Annotated in this window: 26 protein-coding genes; 13 read left to right on the forward strand and 13 right to left on the reverse strand. The window is 63.4% G+C overall.

The window, feature by feature from the left end:
• Positions 1 to 65 precede the first annotated feature (65 nt).
• The gene (gene dksA, locus EN862_RS09525; protein WP_040972254.1) at positions 66 to 482 is read left to right on the forward strand and encodes an RNA polymerase-binding protein DksA; all 417 of its coding nucleotides are present in this window, start codon (positions 66 to 68) and stop codon (positions 480 to 482) included.
• A 108-nt stretch (positions 483 to 590) separates the two neighbouring features.
• Here the strand turns inward: dksA and EN862_RS09530 are convergent, their stop codons facing one another.
• The gene (locus tag EN862_RS09530) at positions 591 to 1,316 is read right to left on the reverse strand and encodes a flagellar biosynthetic protein FliO (protein ID WP_189400795.1); all 726 of its coding nucleotides are present in this window, start codon (positions 1,314 to 1,316) and stop codon (positions 591 to 593) included.
• Positions 1,317 to 1,524: 208 nt separating this feature from the next.
• Here EN862_RS09530 and EN862_RS09535 point away from each other — a divergent pair, with 208 nt between their 5' ends.
• Both EN862_RS09535 and EN862_RS09540 read left to right on the forward strand, forming a co-directional pair.
• The gene (locus tag EN862_RS09535; RefSeq protein ID WP_127863828.1) at positions 1,525 to 4,110 is read left to right on the forward strand and encodes an ATP-binding protein; all 2,586 of its coding nucleotides are present in this window, start codon (positions 1,525 to 1,527) and stop codon (positions 4,108 to 4,110) included.
• Between the two features lie 143 nt (positions 4,111 to 4,253).
• Complete coding sequence (locus tag EN862_RS09540; protein ID WP_127863829.1) at positions 4,254 to 4,961, forward strand: DeoD-type purine-nucleoside phosphorylase; 708 nt, start codon at positions 4,254 to 4,256, stop codon at positions 4,959 to 4,961.
• On the opposite strand, the gene EN862_RS09545 is transcribed toward EN862_RS09540, so the two are convergent.
• A complete protein-coding gene (locus EN862_RS09545) occupies positions 4,958 to 5,263 on the reverse strand; it encodes a ribbon-helix-helix domain-containing protein (RefSeq protein WP_127863830.1) in 306 nt (101 codons plus the stop codon). The two genes, EN862_RS09540 and EN862_RS09545, sit on opposite strands and share 4 nt — an antisense overlap.
• A 240-nt stretch (positions 5,264 to 5,503) precedes the next feature.
• On the opposite strand from EN862_RS09545, the gene EN862_RS09550 reads away from it, so the two are divergent.
• The 3 genes from EN862_RS09550 (at position 5,504) to EN862_RS09560 (ending at position 8,144) form a co-directional block, all read left to right on the forward strand.
• Positions 5,504 to 5,899, forward strand: coding sequence for a VOC family protein (locus EN862_RS09550; protein ID WP_127863831.1), 396 nt, complete (start codon positions 5,504 to 5,506; stop codon positions 5,897 to 5,899).
• A 76-nt stretch (positions 5,900 to 5,975) separates the two neighbouring features.
• Positions 5,976 to 6,524 (forward strand): gluconate 2-dehydrogenase subunit 3 family protein, encoded by a 549-nt coding sequence (locus EN862_RS09555; RefSeq protein WP_127863832.1) that lies wholly within the window; start codon positions 5,976 to 5,978, stop codon positions 6,522 to 6,524.
• A gap of 48 nt (positions 6,525 to 6,572) precedes the next feature.
• Complete coding sequence (locus EN862_RS09560; RefSeq protein WP_127863833.1) at positions 6,573 to 8,144, forward strand: GMC family oxidoreductase; 1,572 nt, start codon at positions 6,573 to 6,575, stop codon at positions 8,142 to 8,144.
• Between the two features lie 158 nt (positions 8,145 to 8,302).
• Here the strand turns inward: EN862_RS09560 and EN862_RS09565 are convergent, their stop codons facing one another.
• Positions 8,303 to 8,692 (reverse strand): hypothetical protein, encoded by a 390-nt coding sequence (locus tag EN862_RS09565; RefSeq protein ID WP_127863834.1) that lies wholly within the window; start codon positions 8,690 to 8,692, stop codon positions 8,303 to 8,305.
• A 308-nt stretch (positions 8,693 to 9,000) separates the two neighbouring features.
• On the opposite strand from EN862_RS09565, the gene urtA reads away from it, so the two are divergent.
• The 6 genes from urtA (at position 9,001) to EN862_RS09595 (ending at position 15,217) form a co-directional block, all read left to right on the forward strand.
• Positions 9,001 to 10,311: an urea ABC transporter substrate-binding protein gene (gene urtA / locus EN862_RS09570; RefSeq protein WP_127863835.1), complete on the forward strand. Its 1,311-nt coding sequence runs from the start codon at positions 9,001 to 9,003 to the stop codon at positions 10,309 to 10,311.
• Positions 10,312 to 10,418: 107 nt separating this feature from the next.
• Positions 10,419 to 12,035 (forward strand): urea ABC transporter permease subunit UrtB, encoded by a 1,617-nt coding sequence (gene urtB, locus EN862_RS09575; protein ID WP_127863836.1) that lies wholly within the window; start codon positions 10,419 to 10,421, stop codon positions 12,033 to 12,035.
• Positions 12,032 to 13,255 carry an urea ABC transporter permease subunit UrtC gene (urtC, locus tag EN862_RS09580; RefSeq protein ID WP_127863837.1) on the forward strand — a complete coding sequence of 408 codons (1,224 nt, stop codon included), beginning with the start codon at positions 12,032 to 12,034 and terminating at the stop codon, positions 13,253 to 13,255. Before urtB ends, urtC begins: the two co-directional genes overlap by 4 nt.
• Before the next feature lie 6 nt (positions 13,256 to 13,261).
• Entirely contained in the window at positions 13,262 to 14,008 is a 747-nt protein-coding gene (gene urtD / locus EN862_RS09585) for an urea ABC transporter ATP-binding protein UrtD (RefSeq protein ID WP_127863838.1), read from the forward strand.
• Between the two features lie 70 nt (positions 14,009 to 14,078).
• The gene (gene urtE, locus EN862_RS09590) at positions 14,079 to 14,774 is read left to right on the forward strand and encodes an urea ABC transporter ATP-binding subunit UrtE (RefSeq protein ID WP_041000655.1); all 696 of its coding nucleotides are present in this window, start codon (positions 14,079 to 14,081) and stop codon (positions 14,772 to 14,774) included.
• Between the two features lie 266 nt (positions 14,775 to 15,040).
• Positions 15,041 to 15,217: a hypothetical protein gene (locus EN862_RS09595; RefSeq protein ID WP_095818617.1), complete on the forward strand. Its 177-nt coding sequence runs from the start codon at positions 15,041 to 15,043 to the stop codon at positions 15,215 to 15,217.
• 24 nt (positions 15,218 to 15,241) lie between these two features.
• Here EN862_RS09595 and EN862_RS09600 read toward each other — a convergent pair whose 3' ends face one another.
• The 10 genes from EN862_RS09600 to EN862_RS09645 form a co-directional block, all read right to left on the reverse strand.
• Positions 15,242 to 16,387: a GGDEF domain-containing protein gene (locus tag EN862_RS09600; protein WP_127863839.1), complete on the reverse strand. Its 1,146-nt coding sequence runs from the start codon at positions 16,385 to 16,387 to the stop codon at positions 15,242 to 15,244.
• A 111-nt stretch (positions 16,388 to 16,498) separates the two neighbouring features.
• On the reverse strand, positions 16,499 to 16,741 hold the full coding sequence (locus tag EN862_RS09605) for a hypothetical protein (protein WP_127863840.1): 243 nt from the start codon (positions 16,739 to 16,741) through the stop codon (positions 16,499 to 16,501).
• Positions 16,742 to 17,078: 337 nt separating this feature from the next.
• On the reverse strand, positions 17,079 to 17,885 hold the full coding sequence (locus EN862_RS09610) for a DUF72 domain-containing protein (protein WP_127863841.1): 807 nt from the start codon (positions 17,883 to 17,885) through the stop codon (positions 17,079 to 17,081).
• A gap of 27 nt (positions 17,886 to 17,912) precedes the next feature.
• Positions 17,913 to 18,371, reverse strand: coding sequence for a GNAT family N-acetyltransferase (locus tag EN862_RS09615; RefSeq protein ID WP_127863842.1), 459 nt, complete (start codon positions 18,369 to 18,371; stop codon positions 17,913 to 17,915).
• 106 nt (positions 18,372 to 18,477) lie between these two features.
• Entirely contained in the window at positions 18,478 to 21,399 is a 2,922-nt protein-coding gene (gene uvrA, locus EN862_RS09620; protein ID WP_127863843.1) for an excinuclease ABC subunit UvrA, read from the reverse strand.
• Between the two features lie 810 nt (positions 21,400 to 22,209).
• Positions 22,210 to 22,491 carry a hypothetical protein gene (locus tag EN862_RS09625; protein WP_127863844.1) on the reverse strand — a complete coding sequence of 94 codons (282 nt, stop codon included), beginning with the start codon at positions 22,489 to 22,491 and terminating at the stop codon, positions 22,210 to 22,212.
• 79 nt (positions 22,492 to 22,570) lie between these two features.
• Complete coding sequence (locus tag EN862_RS09630; RefSeq protein ID WP_127863845.1) at positions 22,571 to 23,173, reverse strand: ATP-dependent Clp protease proteolytic subunit; 603 nt, start codon at positions 23,171 to 23,173, stop codon at positions 22,571 to 22,573.
• Positions 23,174 to 23,197: 24 nt separating this feature from the next.
• Complete coding sequence (locus tag EN862_RS09635) at positions 23,198 to 23,674, reverse strand: SRPBCC domain-containing protein (RefSeq protein WP_127863846.1); 477 nt, start codon at positions 23,672 to 23,674, stop codon at positions 23,198 to 23,200.
• The gene (locus EN862_RS09640; protein ID WP_127863847.1) at positions 23,671 to 23,985 is read right to left on the reverse strand and encodes a metalloregulator ArsR/SmtB family transcription factor; all 315 of its coding nucleotides are present in this window, start codon (positions 23,983 to 23,985) and stop codon (positions 23,671 to 23,673) included. Before EN862_RS09640 ends, EN862_RS09635 begins: the two co-directional genes overlap by 4 nt.
• Positions 23,986 to 24,029: 44 nt before the next feature.
• Entirely contained in the window at positions 24,030 to 24,410 is a 381-nt protein-coding gene (locus EN862_RS09645; RefSeq protein ID WP_127863848.1) for a cupin domain-containing protein, read from the reverse strand.
• Between the two features lie 194 nt (positions 24,411 to 24,604).
• Here EN862_RS09645 and EN862_RS09650 point away from each other — a divergent pair, with 194 nt between their 5' ends.
• Positions 24,605 to 25,129 (forward strand): single-stranded DNA-binding protein, encoded by a 525-nt coding sequence (locus EN862_RS09650; protein ID WP_127863849.1) that lies wholly within the window; start codon positions 24,605 to 24,607, stop codon positions 25,127 to 25,129.

Here is a 25,129-nt window from a genome sequence, read left to right on the forward strand (position 1 = left end):
GCGCTTGTGCAGGCTCTTGTCCCCGAATATATAGGCGCCAAATTTGGGGTTGTTGGGTGAGTCGAATGAACGACATCGTTACCGCCGATTACGTACCCTCCGAAGACGAGCCGTTCATGAACGAACGGCAAAAATCGTACTTCCGCCAGAAGCTCATTACCTGGAAGAACGACATCCTTCGCGAAGCACGTGAAACTCTCGAAATCCTGCAGCAGGAAAACGCCAACCACCCCGACCTGGCCGATCGCGCCTCCTCTGAAACCGACCGCGCCATCGAATTGCGCGCCCGCGATCGCCAGCGCAAGCTCATATCGAAAATCGACTCCGCGCTCCAGCGCATCGACGAAGGCACCTACGGCTATTGTGAGGAAACCGGAGAGCCGATCGCGTTGAAGCGGCTTGATGCGCGTCCGATCGCAACGCTGTCGATCGAGGCACAGGAGCGTCACGAGCGCCGCGAGAAGGTCTATCGCGACGACTGACGCGAACTGGGCAGGGAAACGAACAACAAAAATGGCCGGATTTCCGGCCATTTTTTGTTTCGGTGCCAAGGGGGAGAATAGCTGACCCGCCGGCAGTTGCCGTTGGGGTCAGCGCTTGTGGCTGCCCAGTTCGCCAAGAAGCCTGGTCATCTCGTCGTCGAGCGAAGGCTTGGCCGCTGGCTTGTTTGCCGCCGGCGGCTGGGAATGCTGATCGTCGAGAGAGGTCTCGAGTTCGTGCATCAGCGTGTCGTCGATGGAATCGTTCGAGGGCGGCGGCGGATACCTGGTACTGCCGTTGGTCGTCCCGTAGCCCGGCAGCGGCATGAGCTTCGCCGTCGGCTGGCTCGGCGCCGCCGGCTTGGGCGCCGGAGCAGGCGCCGGGGGACGCGGGCGTGTGGCGGCAACCGGCTGGGCGGCTGGCGGCGGCGCCTGCCTGGCAGGTGCGGGCGCAGGCGCCGGTTGCGGCGCGCGCGGGCGTGCGGCGGCGGTTGCCTGCTGCTGGCCGCTGTCGCCGGTCAGCGCCGGGCGGCGCGGCGCTGCCAGCCTGATATCGCGTTCGACCACGACATCGGTCGGCCCGCCGATCAGGATCAGGTGCTCGATGTCGTCGCGGCGCACCAGCACCAGCCTGCGATGGCTGTCGACGGCGGTGGCGTCCATGACCGCGAGGCGCGTCTTGCGGTTCCTGCCGCCGGCCACGAAGGTGCCGAAGGTCAGGTTGCGCACAACCTTGATGACGAGCAGGACGACGACAAGCAGAATGAGCGCTGCAAACGTCCACAGGATTGCAGCGACATAACCTGGTCCCGCCACGCTATCCAGCCACTGCAGCATCGGTGCACCCAATCGCCTCTTGAGGTCAGGCGACACTAGACCGCGGTGGCGGCCCGCCGCAAGTTCACATCACCCATCGTGAACAGTTTGAAACATGAATCATTGATTTTATCGGACATTTGCCGCCGGGGCCTTTTCCGTTACAGGAGAATGTGATTCAACCGGCCGTCCGCGCCCGTCGGACACCGGAATCACGAGCAGGGGGAACATGGCCAAGGAAGCGCGCGGCGATTTCTATCCGGTACCGATCGTCGACCAGAACACGCGTCCGGGCGCCGTCACCAGGCTCATCGTCTTCATTGTCGTCCTGACCGGCGCCGCGATCGTCTTCGGGCTTTTCCGTGAGCGGCTCGGCGATCCTTTCCTGCTCGGCATGCTCGGCGTGCTCGCCATGATCGGCGTCGGCTTCCTGTTCGCGACCGCGATCGGCTTCGTGCAGATCGCGCCACGCTCGACCGGCGACGAATTGTCGAAAGCCTTTGTCGACTCGATGTCGCAGGGCCTGCTGGTGACCGACACCAAGGGGCGCGTCGTCTACGCCAACCGCGCCTATGCCGACATGACGGGTGCCGCCTCGGCGGCCGATCTCAAGACCGTCGAAGGGCTGTTGTCGGATGTTCCCGAGGCCTCGATGACGATCTACAGGCTGGCGTCGGGCCTGCGCGACGGCCAGGCGGGCGACGGTGAGTTCCGGCTGGCGCAGTCGATCAAGCCCGGCGCCGAACCTGGCGCGCGCTGGTACCGGGCGCGTGCCCGCGCCTTCAGCATGCCCGGGCAAAGGCTGCCTATGCTGGCCTGGCAACTCGCCGACATCTCGCAGGAACGGGCGGAGCAGGAGCGTTTCTTCCTCGACCTGCAGAAGGCCATCGACCATCTCGACCATGCGCCGGCCGGGTTCTTCTCTGCCGACCAGGAGGGTCGCGTCACCTATATCAACGCCACGCTTGCCGAGTGGCTGGGCATCGACCTTGCCTCTTTCACGCCGGGCGCCATCACGCTGCCGGAAATCATCGCCGGCGACGGCATGGCGCTGGTCCGCTCGGTCAAGGCCGATCCCGGCACGACCCGCAACGCGGTCATCGACCTCGACCTCACCACCATGAGCGGCCAGGCGCTGCCGGTGCGGTTCATGCACCGGGTTTCGGCAAGCCGCGAAGGCGTGAACGGCCCGACCCGCACGATCGTGCTCAACCGCACCCAGGGCGAGGACGCTTCCGCGGAACTCAGGGCCTCCGAAGTCCGCTTCACCCGCTTCTTCAACTCGACGCCGATGGCCATTGCCGGCGTCGACGCGAGCGGGCGCATCCTGCGCACCAACGCGCCGTTCCTGCAGCTGTTTTCGTCCGTGGTCGACCGCGACGCCGTCGACCGGCGGGTGCGCTTCGAGACCATCGTCCACGAGCGCGACCGGCCGGCCTTTGCCGCCGCCTTCGAGAAGGCCCGGCAGCGGCAGGCCAATATCGAGCCGATCGACTCCGTGCTGCCCGGCAATGAGGAACGCCATATCCGCTTCTACGTGAATGCCGTCGCCGACAGCGCGGGCGGCGAGGGCGCCGAGGAATCGGCGATCGTCTACGCGGTCGAGACCACCGAGCAGAAGGCGCTCGAGGGCCAGATGGCGCAGAGCCAGAAGATGCAGGCGGTCGGCCAGCTTGCCGGCGGCATCGCGCACGACTTCAACAACGTGCTCACCGCCATCATCATGGCGTCCGACCTTCTGTTGACCAACCATCGGCCGTCGGACCCGTCCTTCCCCGACATCATGAACATCAAGCAGAACGCCAACCGGGCGGCCTCGCTCGTGCGGCAGTTGCTGGCCTTCTCGCGCAAGCAGACGCTACGTCCGGAAGTGCTGAACCTGACCGATGTCCTGGCCGATCTCAGGATGCTGCTCGCCCGCCTGGTCGGCAACGACATCAAGCTCAAGATCGACCATGGCCGCGACCTGTGGCCGGTCAAGGTCGATATCGGCCAGTTCGAGCAGGTGGTGGTCAATCTCGCCGTCAATGCGCGCGACGCCATGCCGAGCGGCGGCGATCTCACGGTACGCACCCGCAATGTCACGGCGGACGAGTGCAAATCCTTCGCCTATCGCGAGCTGACGCCGGCCGATTATGTGCTCGTCGACGTCGAGGACACCGGCAGCGGCATCGCGCCCGACGTGCTGAAGAAGATCTTCGAGCCGTTCTTCACGACCAAGGAAGTGGGCAAAGGCACGGGCCTCGGCCTGTCGATGGTCTACGGCATCATCAAGCAGACCGGCGGCTTCATCTTTTGCGATTCCGAAGTCGGCAAGGGCACGGTGTTCCGCATCTTCCTGCCGCGCCATATCGCCGAGGTGAAGAAGCAGCCCGAGCCTGGCGAGGCGCCAGCGGCCGCGGCGGCGGCGCCGGCCAAGCCGGCCGATACCGCGAAGGACCTTTCCGGTTCGGCCACCGTGCTCCTGGTCGAGGACGAGGACGCCGTGCGCATGGGCGGAGTGCGGGCGCTGACCTCGCGCGGCTACACCGTGCATGAGGCGTCGTCCGGCGTCGAGGCGCTGGAAGTGTTCGAGGCGCTCGGCGGCAAGGTCGACATCGTCGTGTCCGACGTTGTGATGCCGGAGATGGATGGACCGACATTGCTCGGCGAGCTGCGCAAGCGCCAGCCCGACATCAAGTTCGTGTTCGTTTCGGGCTATGCCGAGGACGCGTTCGCGAAGAACCTGCCGGCCGACGCGCATTTCGGCTTCCTGCCGAAACCGTTCTCGCTCAAGCAACTGGCGACGATCGTCAAGGACGTGCTGGAATCGTAGTGTGGTTTCGTCGGTTAACCGCTCCATCTCTTTTGTTTTTGACGTAATTCCCTGGAATTGCTTTTAAAACAGCTACTGCTTGCACATTGCGGCGGCCCTGCCATGATGGCAACTGGATGGATCTATCATGGGGGTGGTAGCGCGTGACGCCGCATATCGAGGCGGGCAGGGGCGATTATGCCGAAACGGTGCTGTTGCCGGGTGACCCCGAGCGCGCCCAATGGATGGCGGAGACCTTTCTCCATGGACCGCGCTGCGTCAACCGCCGAAGGGGCGCGCTGGGCTTCACCGGCCGGTTCCGCGGCAAGCCGGTCAGCATCCAGGCGACCGGCATCGGCGTTTCATCCTTCCTGATCTACGCCCATGAATTGCTCGACTATCATGGCGTGAAGACGCTGATACGCACCGGCACCAGCGGCGGCTTGTCGGAAGATGTGCCCCTGCGCGGGCTCGTCATCTCCAGCGAAGTGCGGGCAGAGAGCGCGATCAGCGGACAGGTGTTCGGACTTTACCAGCCGGCGGGACCGGATCCGGCGCTCCATGCGCTGGCGCTGCGACGCGCGGCTGATCTCGGCATTACCTGTAGCGCCGGACTGACGATCTGCAGCGACGTGTTCCACCATCCCGACGGCCGCGCGCGCTTCGACGAGCCGAGGGCGCTCGGCGCGCTGGCTGTCGATATGGAGACCAGCGCCCTCTATCGGATTGCCGCGCAGTTCGGGGCGCGGGCGCTGTCGCTGCTCACCGTGGTCGATCATGTCGCCACCGGCGAGCTGACCGATTATTCGGAGCGACAGGCCCTCTTCACCGACATGACCCAGCTGGCGCTCGAAGTCGCGGCAGAGAGTTAGGCGGCTTCCCGCTTCAACGCGGTCTGCTCCTCGGCGCTGGGCCGGTGGCCCTGCAGATAGAGCGCGCAGGTCGTGCGCAGCATGGAAGCGAAATTCGGGATCTGACCGTTGATCTCGATCGCCTCGTCATAGAGCTTCGAGATGAATTTCGGTGTCGTCAGTCCCTGGCTGTCGGCGATCTCGTCAAGCAGACCCCAGAACGTCGCCTCGAGCTGGATGCTGGTCGAATGACCGTCGATGCGGATCGATCGGTTGATCTGCCGGTAGCCTTCCGGGTCTTGCCCGGCGAAGACTCTGCACATCGGTACCTCCCGTTTTTGTTTGTCTTGGGCGCCGATCGAGTGAGCCGACGCCTTTTTTGAACACTGCCTGCGCTGTTGATCTTCGATCCGATAGCCGGCGACGGCAATCAGACTTTCGTCCTTACGCGTGGCGAGACTACCCGTTTTCAAGCCGCACGCGTGGTAATCGGCTGCCACCACCATTTTTCGCCGGCGCGCATAATCGGCTTCGAAAAGCATGAAGAGCTCACGGAGTCCGATTTGGCGAAGACGATCCATTCCATGATCAGGGTTCTCGACGAGGCGCGTTCCGTCGATTTCTACAACAAGGCCTTCGGCCTCGAGGTCGCGCAGCGGCTCGATTTCGAGACCTTCGCGCTCATCTATCTCAGCAATGGCGACTCGCCTTTCGAGGTGGAGCTGACGGTGAACAAGGGGCGTACCGAGCCTTATGCGCTGGGCGACGGCTACGGCCATCTCGCCGTTTCGGTCGCCGATCTCGACAGCGAGCATGACCGGATCGGCGCGCTGGGCTTCAATCCGAAGAAGATCGTCGAGTTCAATCACGGCGGGGTGCGGATCGCCCGCTTCTTCTTCATCGAGGATCCCGACGGCTACAAGATCGAGGTCCTGCAGCGGGGAGGGCGCTTCCAATAGGGATATCCGCCGCGGAGAGGCGCGGCGCCAGCAAAGGCACTCTTTCAGGGTGCGAACAGCAAGCAGGGAGGAAATCATGGTTACAGTCTACGAGAAGAAACCGGGCTACGAGAAGAAAGCCGGGCTTTCGCGGCGCGAGCTTCTCAAGCGCGGCGGCGCCGGCGCGCTGCTCATCATATCGGGCAGCGCCGTCATCAGCCCCGAACACGCCTGGGGTCTCGAAACCTCGGCGCTGAAGCCCGGGACGATGGCGACGCTTATCCAGATGGCGCGCGATATCTACCCGCATGACAAGGTGCCGGACAAATATTACGCCATCGCCGTCAAGGGTCATGACGAGACGGCCGCCAAGGACCCAGCCCACAAGGAACTGATCGAGAAAGGCATCGCCGACCTCGACAAGAAGGCCGGCAAGGGCGGCTATCGCGGGCTTGGCTGGGAGGAGCAGCGGGTAGCGCTGCTCACCGGCATCGAGAAGACGCCGTTCTTCCAGGCGGTGCGCGGCGGTCTCGTCGTCAGCCTCTACAACCAGAAGGAGCTGTGGCCGATCTTTGGCTACGAAGGCGAGTCTTATTCCAAGGGCGGCTACATCGCACGCGGCTTCAACGACATCGAGTGGCTGTAGGCCGCTCTGCCCTGAAGCGCATTTCGACAGATTTCATGGGAGGAAACCATGGCAGCATCATTTGATCTCAAGAACGACGGCGTGGTCGTGATCATCGGCTCCGGCGCCGGCGGCGGCACGCTCGGCAACGAACTGGCGCAGAAAGGCATCGACGTCGTCATCCTGGAGGCGGGCGCCCGCCACGAACTTGAGGACTTCATCAACGACGAGTGGGAATCGTTCGCCCAGCTTGCCTGGAAGGACAAGCGCACCACGTCGGGCGACTGGCGCGTGGCCAAGGATTTCCCGAACCTGCCGGCCTGGATCGTCAAATCGGTCGGCGGCTCGACCACGCACTGGGCTGGCGCCTCGCTGCGCTTCCAGGAGCATGAGTTCAAGGCGGCAACGACTTACGGCAAGGTCAAGGGTGCGAATCTCCTCGACTGGCCGGTGACGTTGGCCGAGATGGAGCCCTATTACGCCAAGGCTGAAGCCAAGATGGGCGTCACCGGCACCAACAACTGGCCGCGGCTGCCCGGCAACAACAATTTCAAGGTGCTCAAGGCCGGCGCCGACAAGCTCGGCTACAAGGAATGTCATACCGGCAACATGGCCATCAATTCGGTGGAGCGCGACGACCGCAACTCCTGCCAGCAGACCGGCTTCTGCTTCCAGGGCTGCAAATGGGGCGCCAAATGGTCGACGCTCTACACCGAGATCCCGAAGGGCGAAGCGACCGGGCACCTGGAGGTCCGGCCGAACTCGATGGTGATCAAGATCAACCATGACGCTTCCGGCAAGGTGACCGGCGTCGTCTATGCCGACAAGGACGGCAAGCTGCAGGAACAGAAGGCCCGCATCGTCGCCGTCGCCGGCAATTCGATCGAGAGTCCGCGACTGCTTCTCAATTCGGAATCGTCCAAATTCCCGCACGGGCTCGCCAACTCGTCCGGGCAGGTGGGCAAGAACTACATGCGCCACACCACCGGCTCGGTCTACGCCATCTTCGACAAGCCGGTGCACATGTATCGCGGCACCACCATGGCCGGCATCATCCGCGACGAGGCGAGGCATGATCCCTCACGCGGATTCGTCGGCGGCTACGAGATGGAGACGCTGTCGCTCGGCCTGCCGTTCATGGCGGCCTTCCTCAACCCCGGCGGCTGGGGCCGTTCCTTCACCACGGCGCTCGACCATTACGACCATATGGCGGGCCTGTGGATCGTCGGCGAGGACATGCCGCGCGAGGAGAACCGCATCACGCTGCACAAGGATGAGAAGGACGAGCACGGCATGCCGATCGCCGACGTCCATTTCGACGATCATCCGAACGACGAGGCAATGCGCAACCATGCCTACAGCCAAGGCCAGGCGCTTTACGCCGCGGTCGGCGCGACCAGGACTTTCCCGACGCCGCCTTATCCTTCGACCCACAATCTCGGCACCAACCGGATGAGCGAGAAGGCGGAAGACGGCGTCGTCAACAAGCACGGCCAGTCGCACGACATCAAGAACCTGTTCCTCTCCGACGGCAGCCAGTTCACCACCGGCGCGGCGGAGAACCCGACGCTGACCATCGTGACGCTGGCGATCCGCCAGGCCGACTACATCGCCGCGCAGATGTCGGCCAAGACTATCTGAAGCGGTTCGGCGTTACCGCCGAGCCGCTCCAGGTATTTGTCACGCAATTCCGGATGGAAAACCGCTGAGCACTTTTCCTGGATTGCGTTTGTCCTCCCGACTGCCTGCTGGCGCGGAATCCAAACGGGTTCCGCGCCTTTTTTGTGTGAAGCCGGCCGCTATCTTTGGGTGCAGGTCGAGGCCGTGAAGGCGCCGTCCTGCTGCTTCATGATGATGTCGAAGGAGGGGCCGCTAGGGTCGTCGAGCGTCGCCTGAGTCATCGAGATCGAATTGCCGCCGCTGGTGTATCCGCCGAGCGGACCAAGCCAGGTGATCTCGCCATTGGGGTTCATCTGGTAGTCGTAGGCTTGCCGCGTGGCGCCGAAGGTCACCGGGCCGCTATAGAGGTTGCCCTTGATGGTGATCACGCCGAGGTCGAGGAACAGGCCGAGCAGATAGACCTCGCAGTGATAGGCGCCGTCGGGCAGCTTGCCGTCGGTGAAATCGGCTTGCGCGCCGCCGGCGGCGGACAGGAGAATCAGGAAGCTCAGGATCGTTCGTAGGGCCATGACGTCGCTCGTTTGCGCAGCGACCTTGCCCCATTTTGCCCCGGGCCCGCAACAGGTCGGATCAGCCAGTCTTTGCCTATGTGATGAAATTTAAGGCATTTTTACCATTTGGGCAAAAACTAGGCAGTGCTGCGTAAACTTTTCTCAATCTGGCCGCGGGGGCGGCAGATCGAAAAGTTTCCCGGCTACTATATAACTGGCTGTAATCTCATCGTTATCCCGCAATTCCGTTGGGCGCATTCCCGTCTGGCACGTCACTTGCACAGTCTATGCTGCGATGCAAACAATCACGCTTGGGAGAGTGTCATATGAGGGGTAACTTCGCGAAAATAACAAAAATCCTGTCGGCGGGCGTCGTCGCGGCCGGCCTGCTGGCGTCGGCTTCCGCCAAGGCGGCGGAAGACACGATCAAGGTCGGTATCCTCCATTCGCTGTCGGGGACCATGGCGATTTCGGAGACGACGCTGAAAGACGTTATGCTGATGCTTATCGACGAGCAGAACGCCAAGGGCGGCCTGCTCGGCAAGAAACTGGAAGCCGTGGTCGTCGACCCGGCGTCCAACTGGCCGCTCTTCGCCGAAAAGGCGCGTGAGCTGATTTCCAAGGACAAGGTCGCCGCCGTGTTCGGCTGCTGGACCTCGGTGTCGCGCAAGTCGGTGCTGCCGGTGTTCTCGGAACTCGACAACATCCTGTTCTATCCCGTCCAGTATGAGGGCGAGGAGAGCGAGCGCAACGTCTTCTACACCGGCGCGGCGCCGAACCAGCAGGCCATCCCGGCCGTCGACTACCTGATGAGCGCCGATGGCGGCTCGGTGAAGCGCTGGGTGCTCGAAGGCACCGACTATGTCTATCCGCGCACCACCAACAAGATCCTCGAAGCCTATCTGAAGTCGAAGGGGGTGCCGGCTGAGGACATCATGGTCAACTACACGCCGTTCGGCTTTTCCGACTGGCAGACCGAGGTCTCGGCGATCAAGAAGTTCGGCTCGGCCGGCAAGAAGACGGCGGTTGTGTCGACCGTCAATGGCGATGCCAACGTGCCGTTCTACAAGGAACTCGGCAACCAGGGTATCAAGGCCGAAGACATCCCGGTCATGGCCTTCTCGGTCGGCGAGGAAGAGCTTGCCGGTCTCGATACCAAGCCGCTGGTCGGCCATCTCGCCGCCTGGAACTATTTCGAGAGCGTCAACACGCCCGAGAACAAGAAGTTCATCGCCGATTGGCACAAGTTCATCAAGAACAACAAGCGCACCACCAACGACCCGATGGAAGCCCACTATATCGGCTTCAACATGTGGGTGAAGGCGGTCGAGAAGGCCGGCACCACCGATCCGGACAAGGTCATCGACGCCATGGTCGGCGTCTCGGTGCCGAACCTGACCGGCGGCTATTCGACGATGATGCCGAACCACCACATCACCAAGCCGGTGCTGATCGGTGAAATCCAGGCCAATGGCCAGTTCCAGACGGTCTCGAAGACGCCCGGCCTGGTGATGGGCGACGAATGGTCCGACTACCTGCCCGATTCCAAGGACCTGATTTCCGATTGGCGCGCGCCGCTCAGCTGCGGCAACTTCAACGTCAAGGCCGGCAAGTGCGGCGGCAAGGGCACCAACTGATCCTCCCTGGACTGGACCATCAGGTCCAAGCCCAAGACTGCGTGCGTCCGGACGGTTTCCTCCACCGTCCGGACGCCCATTAAACCCTCAACGGTCACCAAATACCGATGAAGATCTTTCGTGCGATTGGCCTCACGCTTTTGTTCCTGCTGACGACGCTGTCGTCCTCGGGCGCTGCGGAAGCCGATCTGCGTGCCATCATCGCCAAATTCGCGACAGCTGCGGACTTTTCCGAGACTGGAGTTATCGTTCGCGAGTTGACAGCCACAGGCGATCCGGCTGTCGAACGGCCGCTTGCTGCATTGGCGGAAGGCAATCTTTACATTCGCGCCGCCGACTCGATGGTGTTTGTCGGCAAGGAAGGCAGCGACAGCATCCAGCTTTTCGACCCGCTGAGCGGCGAGGCAGCGGGCGAGGCTTCCGCAGATGACTTAACCCAGATCGGCGTCAACAACACCTTGCGCCGCACTATCCGCGATGCATTGGGCACGTTGACGCTTGGTTCCAAGGATCCGACTGTCCGCATCGCCGCCGCCAACACTATGTTCAAGACACCTGATGCCGCCAACATCGAGCCGCTCGACGCAGCGATCGCCAGTGAATCCGTGGCGAGCGTCAAGGCTTTGCTGGAGCAGGCGCGTGGCGCTTCCATATTGGTTTCGGACAAGCCCGATGCGGACAAGCTCGCCGCAATTGCCTTGATCGGGGCGCGGGGCGACCGCGACGCGCTCTCGCTCCTCACCTCCGTCGAGGCCAACGCCTCCGGAGCGGTCAAGGAAGCTGCGACGGCCGCAATCGCGAGTATCAATTCGACGCTGGCGCTTTGGGATGCCGGCCAGAACATCTGGTACGGCATTTCGCTCGGCTCGGTCCTGCTGCTCGCGGCGATCGGGCTCGCCATCACCTTCGGCGTGATGGGCGTCATCAACATGGCGCACGGCGAAATGGTGATGCTCGGCGCCTACACCACTTTCGTCGTCCAGCAGGTGATCCGCACCTCGTTTCCCGGCCTGTTCGACTGGTCGCTGGTGATCGCGCTGCCGCTCGCCTTCCTGGTCGCAGCGCTTGTCGGGCTGGCGATCGAGCGCGGCATCATCCGCTTCCTCTATGGCCGTCCGCTGGAGACGCTGCTGGCCACCTGGGGCGTTTCGCTGATCCTGCAGCAAGCGGTGCGCACCATCTTCGGGCCGACCAACCAGGAGGTCGGCAACCCGTCCTGGATGTCCGGCTCGTTCGATATCGGCCAGCTCGCGATCACCTGGAACCGGCTGTGGATCCTGGTGTTCGCGCTAGCGGTGTTCGGCGTCCTGCTCTACGTCATGAAGCGCACCCCGTGGGGCCTGCAGATGCGCGCCGTGACCGCCAATCGGCGCATGGCCGCCTCGATGGGCATCAAGACGCCCTGGGTCGACGCGCTGACCTTCGCGCTGGGCTCCGGCATTGCGGGCATCGCCGGCGTGGCGCTCAGCCAGATCGACAACGTGTCGCCTAATCTCGGCCGCGGCTACATCATCGACAGCTTCATGGTCGTGGTGTTCGGCGGCGTCGGCAATCTGTGGGGCACGCTGGTCGGCGCCTTCTCGCTCGGCATCGTCAACAAGTTCCTCGAGCCCTATGCCGGCGCGGTGCTGGGCAAGATCGTCGTCCTGGTGCTGATCATCCTGTTCATCCAGAAGCGCCCGCGCGGCCTGTTCGCGCTGAAGGGCAGGGCGGTGGAAGCATGATCGCGCAGCGCTTCTTTTCCGCCGACCATCGCATTGCCATTACGATCGTCGCGCTGCTCGCGGCAGCCGTCATCGTGCCGCTGCTCAACCTGGTGGTGTCGCCGCAAAGCGCTTTCTATATCCCGCCCTACATCGTGGCGCTGGTCGGCAAATATCTCTGCTACGCGCTTCTGGCCCTCGCGCTCGACCTGGTCTGGGGCTATTGCGGCATCCTTTCGCTCGGCCACGGCGCCTTCTTCGCGCTCGGCGGCTATGCGATGGGCATGTATCTGATGCGCCAGATCGGTTCGCGCGGCGTCTACGGCAATCCGATCCTGCCCGACTTCATGGTGTTCCTGAACTACAAGGAGCTGCCCTGGTTCTGGTACGGTTTCGACCATTTCTGGTTTGCGGCGCTGATGGTGCTGACCGTGCCCGGCCTGCTCGCCTTCGTCTTCGGCTGGTTCGCCTTCCGCAGCCGCGTCACTGGGGTCTATCTGTCGATCATCACCCAGGCGATGACCTATGCGCTGCTGCTTGCCTTCTTCCGCAACGACATGGGCTTCGGCGGCAACAACGGTCTGACCGACTTCAAGGACATACTCGGCTTCAGCGTGCAGGCGGACGCGACGCGCTCGGCGCTGTTTGCGGCGAGCGCCATCACGCTCGCGCTTGCCGTCTTCGTGACCGCGGCCATCGTGCGTTCCAAATACGGCAAGCTGCTGATGGCTGTGCGCGATGCCGAGAGCCGTACCCGTTTCCTCGGTTGGCGGGCGGAGAACGTCAAGCTCTTCGCCTTCACCGTCTCGGCAATCATGGCCGGCATCGCCGGAGCGCTCTACGTGCCGCAGGTCGGCATCATCAATCCCGGCGAATTCGATCCGGCCAACTCGATCGAGGTGGTGATCTGGACCGCCGTCGGCGGGCGCGGCACCATCGTCGGCCCGATCATCGGCGCGCTGCTCGTCAATGCGGGCAAATCCTGGTTCACCGGCGTGCTGCCGGAATTCTGGCTGTTCGCGCTGGGCGGGCTGTTCGTCGCCGTCACGCTGCTCTTACCCAAGGGCATCGTCGGCATGTGGGATGCCTGGCGCGGCCAGGCCAAGGCGCTGCGTGCGGCTTCGCTTGCGGCGGAGGCCGGCACCGATCCGCAGGCGCCGGAGCCAAAGATCGTTCGCTCGGCGGCAAGGACGCCAGGCGCCTGGTCGGCCACCGGCCCCGAACCGCAGCCGGCGGAGTGAGCGGTCATGAGCAAGTCGAACACCATCCTCTATCTCGACGGCGTCTCGGTCTCCTTCGACGGTTTTCGCGCCATCAACAATCTGTCGCTGGTGCTCGACAAGGGCGAGATGCGGGCGATCATCGGACCCAATGGCGCCGGCAAGACGACGATGATGGACATCGTCACCGGCAAGACGCGGCCGGACGAGGGCGAGGTGTTCTTCGACGGCCAGGTCGATCTCACCCGCCATGACGAAGCCGAGATCGCCATGATGGGCATCGGCCGCAAATTCCAGAAGCCGACCGTCTTCGAGAGCCACAGCGTCGAGGACAACCTGATGCTGGCGCTGAAGGGCCCGCGCTCGATCTTCCCGGCGCTGTTCCATCGCCGCTCCGCGGCCGAGGCGCGACGCATCGACGACATACTCGGCATCATCCGTCTCGGCGACAAGCGCGACGAGCTCGCCGCCAATCTGAGCCACGGCCAGAAGCAATGGCTGGAGATCGGCATGCTGCTCGCGCAGGACCCGAAACTCTTGCTCGTCGACGAGCCGGTCGCCGGCATGACCGATGCAGAAACAGAGGAGACCGCTCGGCTGCTCAAGGACATCGCCCGTGACCATTCGGTGGTGGTCGTCGAGCACGACATGCATTTCGTGCGCGAGCTCGGCGTCAAGGTCACCTGCCTGCATGAGGGCTCGGTGCTCTCGGAAGGCACGCTCGACTTCGTCTCGGCGGACGAGCGCGTCGTCGAAGTCTATCTGGGGCGCTGAGCATGGTCTGGCGGGTTCCGTTCTACCGTTTCGATTTCGCCTTCCTGAAGCGCTGGAGAAGGGGCTGACCGTGCTCGAAGTCTCCAACGCCACACTTCACTATGGCGCCGCCCAGGCGCTGCGCGGTGTCTCGCTGAAGGCGGGCGCCGGCAAGATCACTTGCGTGCTCGGCCGCAACGGCGTCGGCAAGACCAGTTTGATGAGATCGATCGTCGGCCACCACCGGCTGACGAGCGGAAGCGTTGCCTTCGAGGGGAAGGCGCTCGACCGGAGCGCGGCGTATGACCGCGCCCGGTCGGGCATCGCATTCGTGCCGCAGGGCAGGGAGGTTTTTCCCCTGCTGACGGTGCGCGAGAACCTGGAATCCGGTTTCGCGCCGCTCAGGCGCGCAGACCGCAACATCCCGGCCCATGTCTTCGAGCTGTTTCCGGTGCTGAAGCAGATGCTTGGCCGCCGCGGCGGCGACCTGTCCGGCGGCCAGCAGCAACAGCTCGCCATCGGCCGCGCGCTGGTGATGCGACCCAAGCTGCTGGTGCTCGACGAGCCGACCGAAGGCATCCAGCCGTCGATCATCAAGGATATCGGCCGCGCCATCCGCTATCTGCGCGACCAGGCGGGGATCGCCGTGCTTCTGGTCGAGCAATATCTCGACTTCTGCCGTGAGCTTGCCGACGAGGTCAACATCATGGATCGCGGCCAGATCGTGCATACGGGCCCGGCCGAGGATCTCGACCGGGCGGATGTGCGGAAGTTCCTGACAGTTTAAAATAGCTGCTCGACTTCGACCGACACCGCGAACCGATAGTAAGCTTAATATTTCTCCCGCGCGCCCCTGCCCAACTCTGGCGCGGCGAACGCCGCATGCTAGTCTTTTCTTGGCCTTGGTGAGTCGGCCGCTTTCCGTGCCAGTCGCGAATGAGGGGGAAGGCGCGCGAACTCCGCCCGCAAGTTCCACGCAAGGAAGTCGGCCTAGCTTTCCCCGCAGTGATTGTCGGTCAATGCGTCCAAGAAGAATCTTGCCAGGGGATGGCGATGGAACGTTTTGTCGAGGACTATCAGAAGCGGCGCCTCACGGAGCGCGTCGATATCATGACCGCGATCAACATCCTGATGTCGCAAGGCTATGACGAGGATGATTTGATCGGCGAAATGACCAAGGTTTTTTACGTCGACCTTGATGCCTTCAACGACGTGATTGCCCATCACTGAGAGTGAGCAGGCGGCCGGAAAAGGTCACCCGGCGAGGCGGAAGTCCAGGACACGATTGCGGCCGGCGCGCTTGGCGGCATAGAGCGCCTTATCGGCGGCGCTGAGCACTTTGTCGAAGCTCATGCCCTCGCTGCTGCCGAAGGCGAAGCCGGCGCTGACCGTGCAGCGCAACGGCCCGGCCTCGGTCTGAACAATGCGCGCCGCGAGCGAGGCCCTGACACGTTCGGCTGCCGCTTCGGCTGTCTCGGGCAGGGTGCGTTTCAGAACCATGGCGAATTCCTCGCCGCCCATGCGGGCGACGGAGTCGGTGGAGCGCAGATCGGCGGAAAGCACCTCGGCAAAGACCTTGAGCAGCTCGTCCCCGGCGGCATGACCGAACTCGTCATTGATCGCCTTGAAGCCGTCGAGGTCGAACACCACCACAGCGGTGAAGGCGTTGACGGGCATCCTGCCGTGCAGGTCGAACAAAGCGCGGCGGTTGAGAAGGCCGGTCAAGGCATCGGTTTGCGCCTCGCGCTGATGGTGGCGGGCGAGCCGACCCTGGTTGAGCGCCAACGACAATGCGCCGATACCGGTCATGGAGGCGATCACGATGACGAGGCTCAGATCCTCCGCCCAATTGCTCGGCGCGTGACCGAGAACCAGTTTGCGATCCCACGCCAGCACGGCCGCGCACAGCACGAAGGATGCCGCGGTCAGTGAATAGAGCAGCGACACGCCAATGAGATGGACGGGCGCCTCGGCGCGGCCCCGCCAATATTCATACGCGGTGCCGAACAGGAGCAGCGCGGCCAGAGCGTTTTCCAGCATGAAGCCCAGACCGTCATAGCCGAGCGCCATGGGCGGCAGCGCGAGAGCATAGGAAATGCCGGTGCCAAGCGCTGTAAGCGGCACGGGCGAGCGCCTGGTCCTGAATTGATGGGCAGCGCCCAGCATGACCGAGAAGCCCAGCAGCAGCACCGCCAGCGTCAGCACGCCAAGGGCCGTTCCTGGCGCCTTGATATAGGCGTCGTAGGCAAACACTTCGCACCCCACGACCAGCACGCTGATCGCCCAGGTCAAAAGGAACTTGTCGGAACGGGCGGCCAGCCAGGTTCCAAACAGGGTGAGGCTGAGGCAAGCGGCGGAGAAGCCTACGGCCAGAAGCAATGAATTGTAGTCGAGCAGCATGCACGCGTCCTTGCCGGCGCCGGGCTTCTGCAACCTGACGTAGGTACCATTAGTGGAGCAAGGAAGTATCGATTACGTTACGATCGCCGCGAAGATGCGAGGATTCCTGCGTTATAGGATCATTACCGACAATAGCAGGATAAGGCCGATCGCCATCATCACCAGACCCGGCCAATTCTGCGACAGGCCGAGGAAACCGAGCCCGCGCCGTCGCGGCTCCAAAGTCGGGCCCGATGTTGCCAAGTTCGGCGCCGGACGAGGTGCTGGATCACTCAGTCGTCCGCGCCTCAGAGTGGCGCCTGCCATGTACACGACGCCTGCGATGGTAAGCAAGGCACCGAGGATGACGATCATCTTTCCTCGCTCCTTTCCGACGCTGCGGGACTTGGCAAGCGTTTCGCGAGGTGGCTGCGTCCAGTTCCGACCTTCAGCAGCTGTTGCGACTTCGCAGCGGTCTCCCGCGGTCAGCCGCTGAGACAGAACGGACAAGACGGCCGGCAGGTTCCGACAAGCCGACGGCCGATTAGCGTCGCATGGCGCGCCGAACAAAACTCTGGCGTTTGAACTACGGCCGCTGTGGAGGGCTGCAGCTCTAAAGCATGTCTCCCGGAAACCCGGTTTCGGGATAAATACATGCGTAAAATCAAAGACCTAAAGCGCATGGAGCGAATCCGAAGGATCGCGACGCGCTTTAGGCTGTCACCCGCTTCATCAGCGCCATGGCGCCGAAGGGCGCGCGCACCTTGCCTTCGGTGATGAAGTAGGCGAACACGTCGCGCGGCTTGACCGGCGCATCGGCCTTCGGGTCGGCGCGCGGCAGGTCGGCAGGCTGCTTGCCTTGGGCCCAGGTCTTCACGCGGCCCGCCCATTCGTCGAGGCCTTTCGGCGTGTAGCAGTCGGGGTTGTCGTCGCTGCCGGTCTGAAGCCGCGCATAGACGAAGTCGCCGGTGACGTCGGCGATCGCCGGATATTTGGCATGGTCGGCATAGACGATCGCGGCATTGTATTTTCGGGCGAGCGCCGGGAATTCCGGCACGATGAAGCTGTCGTGGCGGACCTCCAGAGCATGGCGCAGCGGCACACCGTCCTGCTTCTCGGGCAGAAGTTTGAGGAACGCCTCGAAATAGTCGGCATCGAATTTCTTGGTCGGCGCGAACTGCCACAAGATCGGCCCGAGTTTCTCGCCGAGCGCGGCAACGCCGGAGCCGAGGAAGCGCATCATCGATTCACCGGCTTCGCCGAGCACGCGGCGGTTGGTGACGAAGCGGTTGCCCTTGAGCGAGAAGACGAAGCCCTCCGGCGCCTCGCTGGCCCATTTGACGAAGGTCGGTTCCTTGAAACTGGAATAGTAGGTGCCGTTGACCTCGATGCTCGGCACCTGGCGGCTGGCGTAGTGCAGCTGCTTGGCCTTGGCGAGCTTCTCCGGATAGAAGGAAGTGTCCCAGGGCTCGAAAGTCCAGCCGCCCATGCCGGCGCGGATTTTTCCTTGGACAGTCATCGTTTTCCTCCTCCGTTTGAACTGCGATCAGGCCACTCGGTCGACCGGCTTCACCATGTCGACCAGCGTCCATCCTGGCCGGTACGGATTGGCGCGGCGACCCGTTTCGCGATAGCCGCAGGCGGAATAGAGCGCGATGTTCCGCTCCATGCGCGCATTGGTGTAGAGCCGCACCTCCGGCACGCCCCATGACCGCGCCTGCTCGTCGGCGAAGTTCAGCAATTTGATGCCGAGTTTTTTGCCCTGGAAGGCCGGCGCGACGGCGACGCTGAAGATCATCGCGTGGTCGGGATGACGTTCGAGAACGATCAATCCGGCCAGTTCGGCGCCTTCTTCCAGAAGCCAGATCTCGCCGCGATCGATACGCGGCGCGTAGTCTTGGGTCACAGGGATCGGCGGCCCACCGAAGATGGGCGTGTAAGGCGCATAGGCATCCGTGGTCAGCGCAACGACGGCGGCGAGGTCTTCGGGGCGGGCAAGTCTCATGATTGGCCCGCTCCGGCCGCGGCCGCGACAGCCTTTTTCATACCGGCAGCCATGGCCGCGACGGCATCGAAGCGGCTTTCGATGGAGATCAGGCCGTTACCTGCCATCACTCCGCCGCTTCGCGCTTACCCCCGGGCCGGCGCTCCAGAAGCTCCTTCAGGAACTGGCCGGTGTAGCTGCGCTTCTCGCGCACGATCGCTTCCGGCGTGCCCGAGGCTACCAGCTCGCCGCCGCCGTCGCCGCCTTCGGGACCGAGATCGAGAACCCAGTCGGCGGTCTTGATCACCTCGAGATTGTGCTCGATGACCACCACCGTGTTGCCCTGGTCGACCAGCTCATGCAGCACTTCGAGCAGCTTCGCCACATCGTGGAAGTGGAGGCCGGTGGTCGGCTCGTCGAGGATGTAGAGCGTCTTGCCTGTCGCCTTGCGCGACAGTTCCTTGGCGAGCTTGATGCGCTGCGCCTCGCCGCCCGACAAAGTCGTCGCCTGCTGGCCGATATGGATATAGCCGAGGCCGACCTGCTTCAGCGTCTCCAGCTTGTCGCGCACACCGGGCACCGCCGAGAAGAACTCGACGCCTTCCTCGACCGTCATGTCGAGCACGTCGGCGATCGACTTGCCCTTGAAAAGCACGTCCAGCGTTTCGCGGTTGTAGCGCTTGCCGTGGCAGACGTCGCATGTGACGTAGACGTCCGGCAGGAAGTGCATCTCGATCTTGATCACGCCGTCGCCCTGGCAGGCTTCGCAGCGGCCGCCCTTGACGTTGAAGGAGAAGCGGCCCGGCTGGTAGCCGCGCGCCTTGGCCTCAGGGAGCCCGGCGAACCAGTCGCGGATCGGCGTGAAGGCGCCGGTATAGGTCGCCGGGTTGGAGCGCGGCGTACGGCCGATCGGCGACTGGTCGATGTCGATGACCTTGTCGAGGAATTCCAGCCCCTCGATGCGGTCGTGCTCGGCCGGATGCTCACGCGAGCCCATTATCCTGCGCGAGGCCGCCTTGAACAGCGTCTCGATCAGGAAGGTCGACTTGCCGCCGCCCGACACGCCGGTGACAGCCGTGAAGGTGCCGAGCGGGATTTCCGCAGTGACGTTCTTCAGATTGTTGCCGCGCGCGCCGACCACCTTGATGCGCCGGTTCTTCTTCGCCTCGCGGCGCACCGCTGGCGTCGCCACTTCGAGTTCGCCCGACAGGTACTTGCCGGTGATCGAGGCGGGTGTCGCCATGATCTGCTGCGGCGTGCCCTGGGCGATGATGCGGCCGCCATGGATGCCGGCAGCCGGACCGATGTCGAGGACATAATCGGCATGCAGGATCGCATCCTCGTCATGCTCGACGACGATCACCGTGTTGCCGATGTCACGCAGGTGCTTGAGCGTGTCCAGCAGGCGCGCATTGTCGCGCTGGTGCAGGCCGATCGACGGCTCGTCCAGCACATAGAGCACGCCGGTGAGGCCGGAGCCGATCTGCGAGGCGAGCCGGATGCGCTGGCTCTCGCCGCCCGACAACGTGCCGGAGTTGCGCGACAGCGTCAGATAGTCGAGGCCGACATCGTTGAGGAAGCGCAGCCGCTCGCGGATCTCCTTGAGCACGCGCACCGCGATCTCGTTCTGCTTCTCGTTCAGCTGCGCCGGCAGGTCGGTGAACCAATGGTCGGCCTTGCGGATCGACAGCTCGGTCACTTCGCCGATGTGTTTTCCCGCGATCTTCACCGCCAGCGCCTCCGGCTTCAGCCGGTAGCCGTTGCAGGCGGGGCAGGGGGTGGCCGACATGAAGCGCTCGATCTCCTCGCGCATCCAGGCCGATTCCGTTTCCTTCCAGCGCCGGTCGAGATTGGGGATCACGCCCTCGAAGGTCTTGGTGGTCTTGTAGGAGCGCAGGCCGTCGTCATACTGGAAGGTGATCTCGCGCTCGCCGGTGCCGTGCAGCACGGCTTCTTTCGCCTGTGCGCTCAGATCCTTGAACTTGTCGCCGAGCTTGAAGCCATAGGCCTTGCCCAACGCTTCGAGCGTCTGCGCGTAATAGGGCGATGTCGACCTCGCCCACGGGCTGATGGCGCCGTCGCGCAGCGAGACGTTCTCGTCCGGCACGACGAGGTTGGGGTCGATGGCGCGCTGGCTGCCGAGGCCATCGCAGGTCGGGCAGGCGCCGAACGGGTTGTTGAAGGAGAACAGCCTGGGCTCGATCTCGGGAATGGTGAAGCCGGACACCGGGCAGGCGAATTTTTCCGAGAACAGGATGCGCTCATGCGTCTCGTTCTTGGACTTGTTGACCGAGTCCTCGCCGGTCAGGCTGGCGTCGAGCGGCCGGTCGGCGAACTCGGCCACGGCCAAGCCGTCGGCGAGCTTCAGCGCGGTTTCCATCGAGTCCGCAAGCCTGGTCGCCAGATCGCCGCGCACGACGATGCGGTCGACGACGACGTCGATGTCGTGCTTGTACTTCTTGTCCAGCGCCGGCACGTCGGCGATCTCATAGAAGACGCCGTCGACCTTGACGCGCTGGAATCCCTTCTTCTGCAACTCAAGCAGTTCCTTGCGGTATTCGCCCTTGCGGCCGCGCACGATCGGCGCCAGCAGATAGAGACGCGTGCCTTCGTCCAACGCCAGCACGCGGTCGACCATCTGGCTGACGGTCTGGCTCTCGATAGGCAGACCGGTGGCCGGTGAATAGGGGATGCCGACACGCGCGAAGAGCAGGCGCATGTAGTCGTAGATTTCGGTGACGGTGCCGACCGTGGAGCGCGGGTTGCGCGAGGTGGTCTTCTGCTCGATCGAGATGGCGGGCGACAGGCCGTCGATCTGGTCGACGTCCGGCTTCTGCATCATCTCCAGGAACTGCCGGGCATAGGCCGACAGGCTCTCGACATAGCGGCGCTGGCCCTCGGCATAGATGGTGTCGAAGGCGAGCGACGACTTGCCGGACCCCGACAGTCCAGTCATGACGATCAGGCTGTCGCGCGGCAGGTCGAGATCGATATTCTTGAGATTGTGTTCGCGCGCCCCGCGAATGGAAAGATATTTATGGTCGGCCATCGCCGGTCGCCGCCTCAGATCTGGAATTTGCTGGATTGGGCGGGTTCGTCCCGGCCATCCCCTATGTAGGTATTTTCGCCGCCACGTCGAGAGACACCACAATCTCGACGGAAGAAGCCAATCCTGGGTTTAACCGCCTTTCGCGCGAGCGGGCAAGCGGAAAGAACAAAGGCCGAACACGCTCCTGACAAAGCGTTGTGGAAACAGTCGCGTTAAGCGTTGTGGAAACAATCGCCCAAAGCGTCGCGAAGACAGGTGCCGCCGATGCCCGCGTCGTTGATTCACGGAGCCACTCGACTTACCCGTACGTAACCTCCCGGCGATCACATTTTTCGGTAACCGGCTATTCAACGGTTGACGTCGGCGACTCACGGGGGCAGTCTCAAAGGCGTCAACGAAGCCGGCCGTCTTTCGATGGCCTCGCCGCCCAACTGGTGACCTGCGAGACGCCGCAGGTGATAGCGATTAGCGCTTCGAACGACATTGTCGCAACGGACCCAGGAGCGGAGCATGACGCCACCGGACAGTCCCTTGAGGCTCCACACGGAGATGGAGCCGCGGCGGGCATAAGTGCCAGGGCAGACTTGAAACGCCAGCCCGACAAACCGTGACTTGCCGATTCCCTACAATCAGAGACCATAGTCGGATCGTCGGCCGAACGCCGCGTTGCATCCGAAACAGAACGCCGGCAGTCCACTCCCGGCTAAAGTTGGATTTTTGGATCCATGAAGCCCCATCCGTCTGCTCAGCAGGGATGGGGCTTATATTTTGGGGGGTGGGTTCAGCCTTACGGGCAGGGGTCGAGAACGCTCAGTGGTTCGGAATCCTGGTGCCGCCCGTCGCCATGTCAACGGTGATGCTGCCGCCGATCCTGACATCGGTGTTGCCGATCTTGAACGAGCCGTCGCTGCTGGCGGGCTGCGCGTCATCCGGCTCGGGCTGCGGCGCCGGCTTGGCGATGCGGTAGTTGTCGCTGACGCCGGGCAGTTTTTGCGTCGAGCTGTCATCGGCAAGCGCTGTGCCGCCCATCAGCGCGGCGGCAAGAGCGGCGAGCGTGGCGCATAAATGTCTGGGCTGAACGGACCTGATCATGCGCGGACTATATTGACGCAACTGGAGCGATGCCAGACGCGCAGCGATCAAATTGCTGCCGCGCGTCCGCCCCGCGATGTCAGGCCGCTTTCTTGCGCGTGTCGTAGACGTGGTCGACGAGGCCCCATTCCTTGGCTTCCGCGGCGCTCATGAAATAGTCGCGGTCGAGCGTGCGCTCCACTTCCTCATAGGTCCGGCCGCAATGCCTGGCGTAGAGCTCGGTCATGTGCTGCTTGGTGCGCACGATGTCCTCGGCATGGCGCTGGATGTCGGAGGCCTGGCCCTGGAAACCGCCCAGCGGCTGGTGCAGCACGATCCTCGTGTTGGGCAGCGCAATGCGCCGCCCCGGCGTGCCTGCCATCAACAGGAAGGAGCCCATCGAGGCGGCGAAGCCCATGCAGACCGTCGACACCGGACAGGAGATGTATTGCATCGTGTCGTAGATGGCGAAGCCGCTGGTCACCATGCCGCCGGGCGAGTTGATGTAGAGCGAGATCTCCTTGTCGGGATGGTCGGACTCCAGCGACAGCAGCTGCGCGCAGACCAGCGCCGAAACGGTGTCGTTGATCTCGCCGTTGATGAAGACGATGCGCTCGCGCAGCAGCCTCGAAAAGATATCGAAGGAACGTTCGCCGCGGCTCGATTGCTCGATGACCATCGGCACCAGATTGGCAATGCTCATGACGGGTTTCCTCAGTCCTTTTGATTAGGCGGCGCGCAGCATCATGCAAGGCGCATTGGCCGCGACCGGGTTCTTGCGGGCATAAAGCGAGAGCCTGCAACCGGCGCCGGCAATGGCAATGACGGGCTCGGCCACCGGCACGAAACCGTCATGGACGATGCGGAGATGCGTGCCTCCGGAGGCGGTGCGGGCGAGCGTGAAGGTGACGATGCTGTCAAAGGCAGGGAGCTGGTCCGCGTCCTTCGCGCCGGGCCACTCGCGCCAGGAATAACGCAGCAGCTTGCCGGGCTCGGCCTCGAGCACTTCGCATTCTATCGGCGCATCCGGTCCGGCAAAGGCGAAGCGGCTGCCGCCTTCCGCCTTGATGTCGTTCGGCATCATCCAGGCGGCGAGGAGCTCCGGCTCGGTCAGCGCCCTCCATACTTTCTCCGGCGGATCGGGAAGGTCGCATTCGAAGCTGAGCGGCGCCTCGGTCGCTGTCGGGTTCTCTACCTTGGTCATTGGTCCATTCCCTTCAGAACCGTCTTCAACTTCTCGATGCGCTCTGGCCAGAAGGCGCGGTAGCGTTCGACCCAGCCGAGCAGCGGGTCGAGCCCCTGCGGATCGGCGCGGTAATAAGCGTTGCGGCCGGCGCGCCGCTCGACCACCAGGCCGGCGCCGCGCAGCACGGCAAGATGCTGCGAGACCGCCGGCTGCGACACACTCATGCCGGCGCGCAGCTCGCTCACGCTCATCTCGCTGGCTGTCAGCCGCTCATAGACGGCGCGTCGTGTCGGGTCGGCCAAGGCTCGGAAAATCTCTGCTTCGATCATGGATAAAGCATAAGTCGATACTTATTGATTTGGCAAGCGCCGTTTTACGGCGTCCAGCGTTTCACCGGCTGCGCGGCTCCGTCGAAGCTTGCCTCGAAGATCGGCGAGGCAAGCACGGCATGGATGTGAAGCATGCCGGAATCGACGTTTCGAAAGCCATGTTTGCGGTGCGCGGGAATGATCAGCGACTGTGCCGCGGCGAGCACGGCCCGTCGGTCGTCGATCCACATTTCGGCTTCGCCGGCAATCACCGTCAGCACTTCCTCGACCGTATGCGAATGCGTCGGCGCGCCGGTTCCCGGTTCCACCCACTGCTCGAATATGCAGAGCTCGGCCCCGCCATTGGCGGCAGCAATGTGCATGCGGGTTTCCCCTCCGGCCCGCCACGTTTCCCGCGGCTGATCCTTATGGGTGATGATGTTCATTCGAATGTCCCCTTTGTTTTCAATGGAAGAACATTACCTCTTGGTGACAATCCTTGACAGAAGTAGCAGTCAAGACTAGAACGAAAAGAGAACAAAAACCTTGTGGGAAAAGCCAGCCTTTACGGGCATGGGTGGCCTCAAGGCTGTAAGGTGAGCGACTTAAAATTTGTTTCGGATGAGCGCGGAGAAGTAAGATGGCGGGTAGCGTCAACAAGGTCATTCTGGTCGGCAATCTCGGGGCGGACCCGGAAATCCGCCGCCTGAATTCCGGCGATCCGGTCGTCAACATCCGCGTCGCCACCTCGGAAAGCTGGCGCGACAAGAACTCGGGCGAGCGCAAGGAAAAGACCGAGTGGCACAATGTCGTGATCTTCAACGACCAGCTCGCCAAGGTGGCCGAGCAGTATTTGAAGAAGGGCATGAAGGTCTATGTCGAAGGCCAGCTGCAGACCCGCAAATGGCAGGATCAGACCGGCAATGACCGCTACACGACCGAGATCGTGCTGCAGAAATTCCGCGGTGAATTGCAGATGCTCGACGCGCGCGGCGAGGGCGGCGGCGGCCAGGTCGGCAACTATTCCGGCGGCGGCAGCAGCCGCGGTTCCGATTTCGGCCAGTCCGGCCCCAACGAAGGTTTCAGCCGGGGCGGCGGCGGCGGTTCCAGGGGCGGCGGTGGCGGCGGCTCGTCGCGCGAGCTGGACGACGAGATCCCGTTCTAA

It is taken from the genome of Mesorhizobium sp. M2E.F.Ca.ET.219.01.1.1, from assembly GCF_004016445.2.
In the GTDB taxonomy this organism is placed as follows: domain Bacteria; phylum Pseudomonadota; class Alphaproteobacteria; order Rhizobiales; family Rhizobiaceae; genus Mesorhizobium.

Coding starts and splice junctions, on each gene's coding strand:
- EN862_RS09530 (WP_189400795.1), bottom strand. CDS start 1,316: ATGCTGCAGTGGCTGGATAGCGTGGCGGGACCAGGTTATGTCGCTGCA.
- dksA (WP_040972254.1), top strand. CDS start 66: ATGAACGACATCGTTACCGCCGATTACGTACCCTCCGAAGACGAGCCG.
- EN862_RS09635 (WP_127863846.1), bottom strand. CDS start 23,674: ATGACCAAGGTAGAGAACCCGACAGCGACCGAGGCGCCGCTCAGCTTC.
- EN862_RS09615 (WP_127863842.1), bottom strand. CDS start 18,371: ATGAGACTTGCCCGCCCCGAAGACCTCGCCGCCGTCGTTGCGCTGACC.
- uvrA (WP_127863843.1), bottom strand. CDS start 21,399: ATGGCCGACCATAAATATCTTTCCATTCGCGGGGCGCGCGAACACAAT.
- EN862_RS09645 (WP_127863848.1), bottom strand. CDS start 24,410: ATGAACATCATCACCCATAAGGATCAGCCGCGGGAAACGTGGCGGGCC.
- EN862_RS09605 (WP_127863840.1), bottom strand. CDS start 16,741: ATGATCGTCATCCTCGGTGCCTTGCTTACCATCGCAGGCGTCGTGTAC.
- EN862_RS09640 (WP_127863847.1), bottom strand. CDS start 23,985: ATGATCGAAGCAGAGATTTTCCGAGCCTTGGCCGACCCGACACGACGC.
- EN862_RS09560 (WP_127863833.1), top strand. CDS start 6,573: ATGGCAGCATCATTTGATCTCAAGAACGACGGCGTGGTCGTGATCATC.
- EN862_RS09630 (WP_127863845.1), bottom strand. CDS start 23,173: ATGAGCATTGCCAATCTGGTGCCGATGGTCATCGAGCAATCGAGCCGC.
- urtC (WP_127863837.1), top strand. CDS start 12,032: ATGATCGCGCAGCGCTTCTTTTCCGCCGACCATCGCATTGCCATTACG.
- EN862_RS09545 (WP_127863830.1), bottom strand. CDS start 5,263: ATGTGCAGAGTCTTCGCCGGGCAAGACCCGGAAGGCTACCGGCAGATC.
- EN862_RS09600 (WP_127863839.1), bottom strand. CDS start 16,387: ATGCTGCTCGACTACAATTCATTGCTTCTGGCCGTAGGCTTCTCCGCC.
- urtB (WP_127863836.1), top strand. CDS start 10,419: ATGAAGATCTTTCGTGCGATTGGCCTCACGCTTTTGTTCCTGCTGACG.
- urtA (WP_127863835.1), top strand. CDS start 9,001: ATGAGGGGTAACTTCGCGAAAATAACAAAAATCCTGTCGGCGGGCGTC.
- urtD (WP_127863838.1), top strand. CDS start 13,262: ATGAGCAAGTCGAACACCATCCTCTATCTCGACGGCGTCTCGGTCTCC.
- EN862_RS09535 (WP_127863828.1), top strand. CDS start 1,525: ATGGCCAAGGAAGCGCGCGGCGATTTCTATCCGGTACCGATCGTCGAC.
- EN862_RS09565 (WP_127863834.1), bottom strand. CDS start 8,692: ATGGCCCTACGAACGATCCTGAGCTTCCTGATTCTCCTGTCCGCCGCC.
- EN862_RS09625 (WP_127863844.1), bottom strand. CDS start 22,491: ATGATCAGGTCCGTTCAGCCCAGACATTTATGCGCCACGCTCGCCGCT.
- EN862_RS09595 (WP_095818617.1), top strand. CDS start 15,041: ATGGAACGTTTTGTCGAGGACTATCAGAAGCGGCGCCTCACGGAGCGC.
- EN862_RS09555 (WP_127863832.1), top strand. CDS start 5,976: ATGGTTACAGTCTACGAGAAGAAACCGGGCTACGAGAAGAAAGCCGGG.
- EN862_RS09650 (WP_127863849.1), top strand. CDS start 24,605: ATGGCGGGTAGCGTCAACAAGGTCATTCTGGTCGGCAATCTCGGGGCG.
- EN862_RS09610 (WP_127863841.1), bottom strand. CDS start 17,885: ATGACTGTCCAAGGAAAAATCCGCGCCGGCATGGGCGGCTGGACTTTC.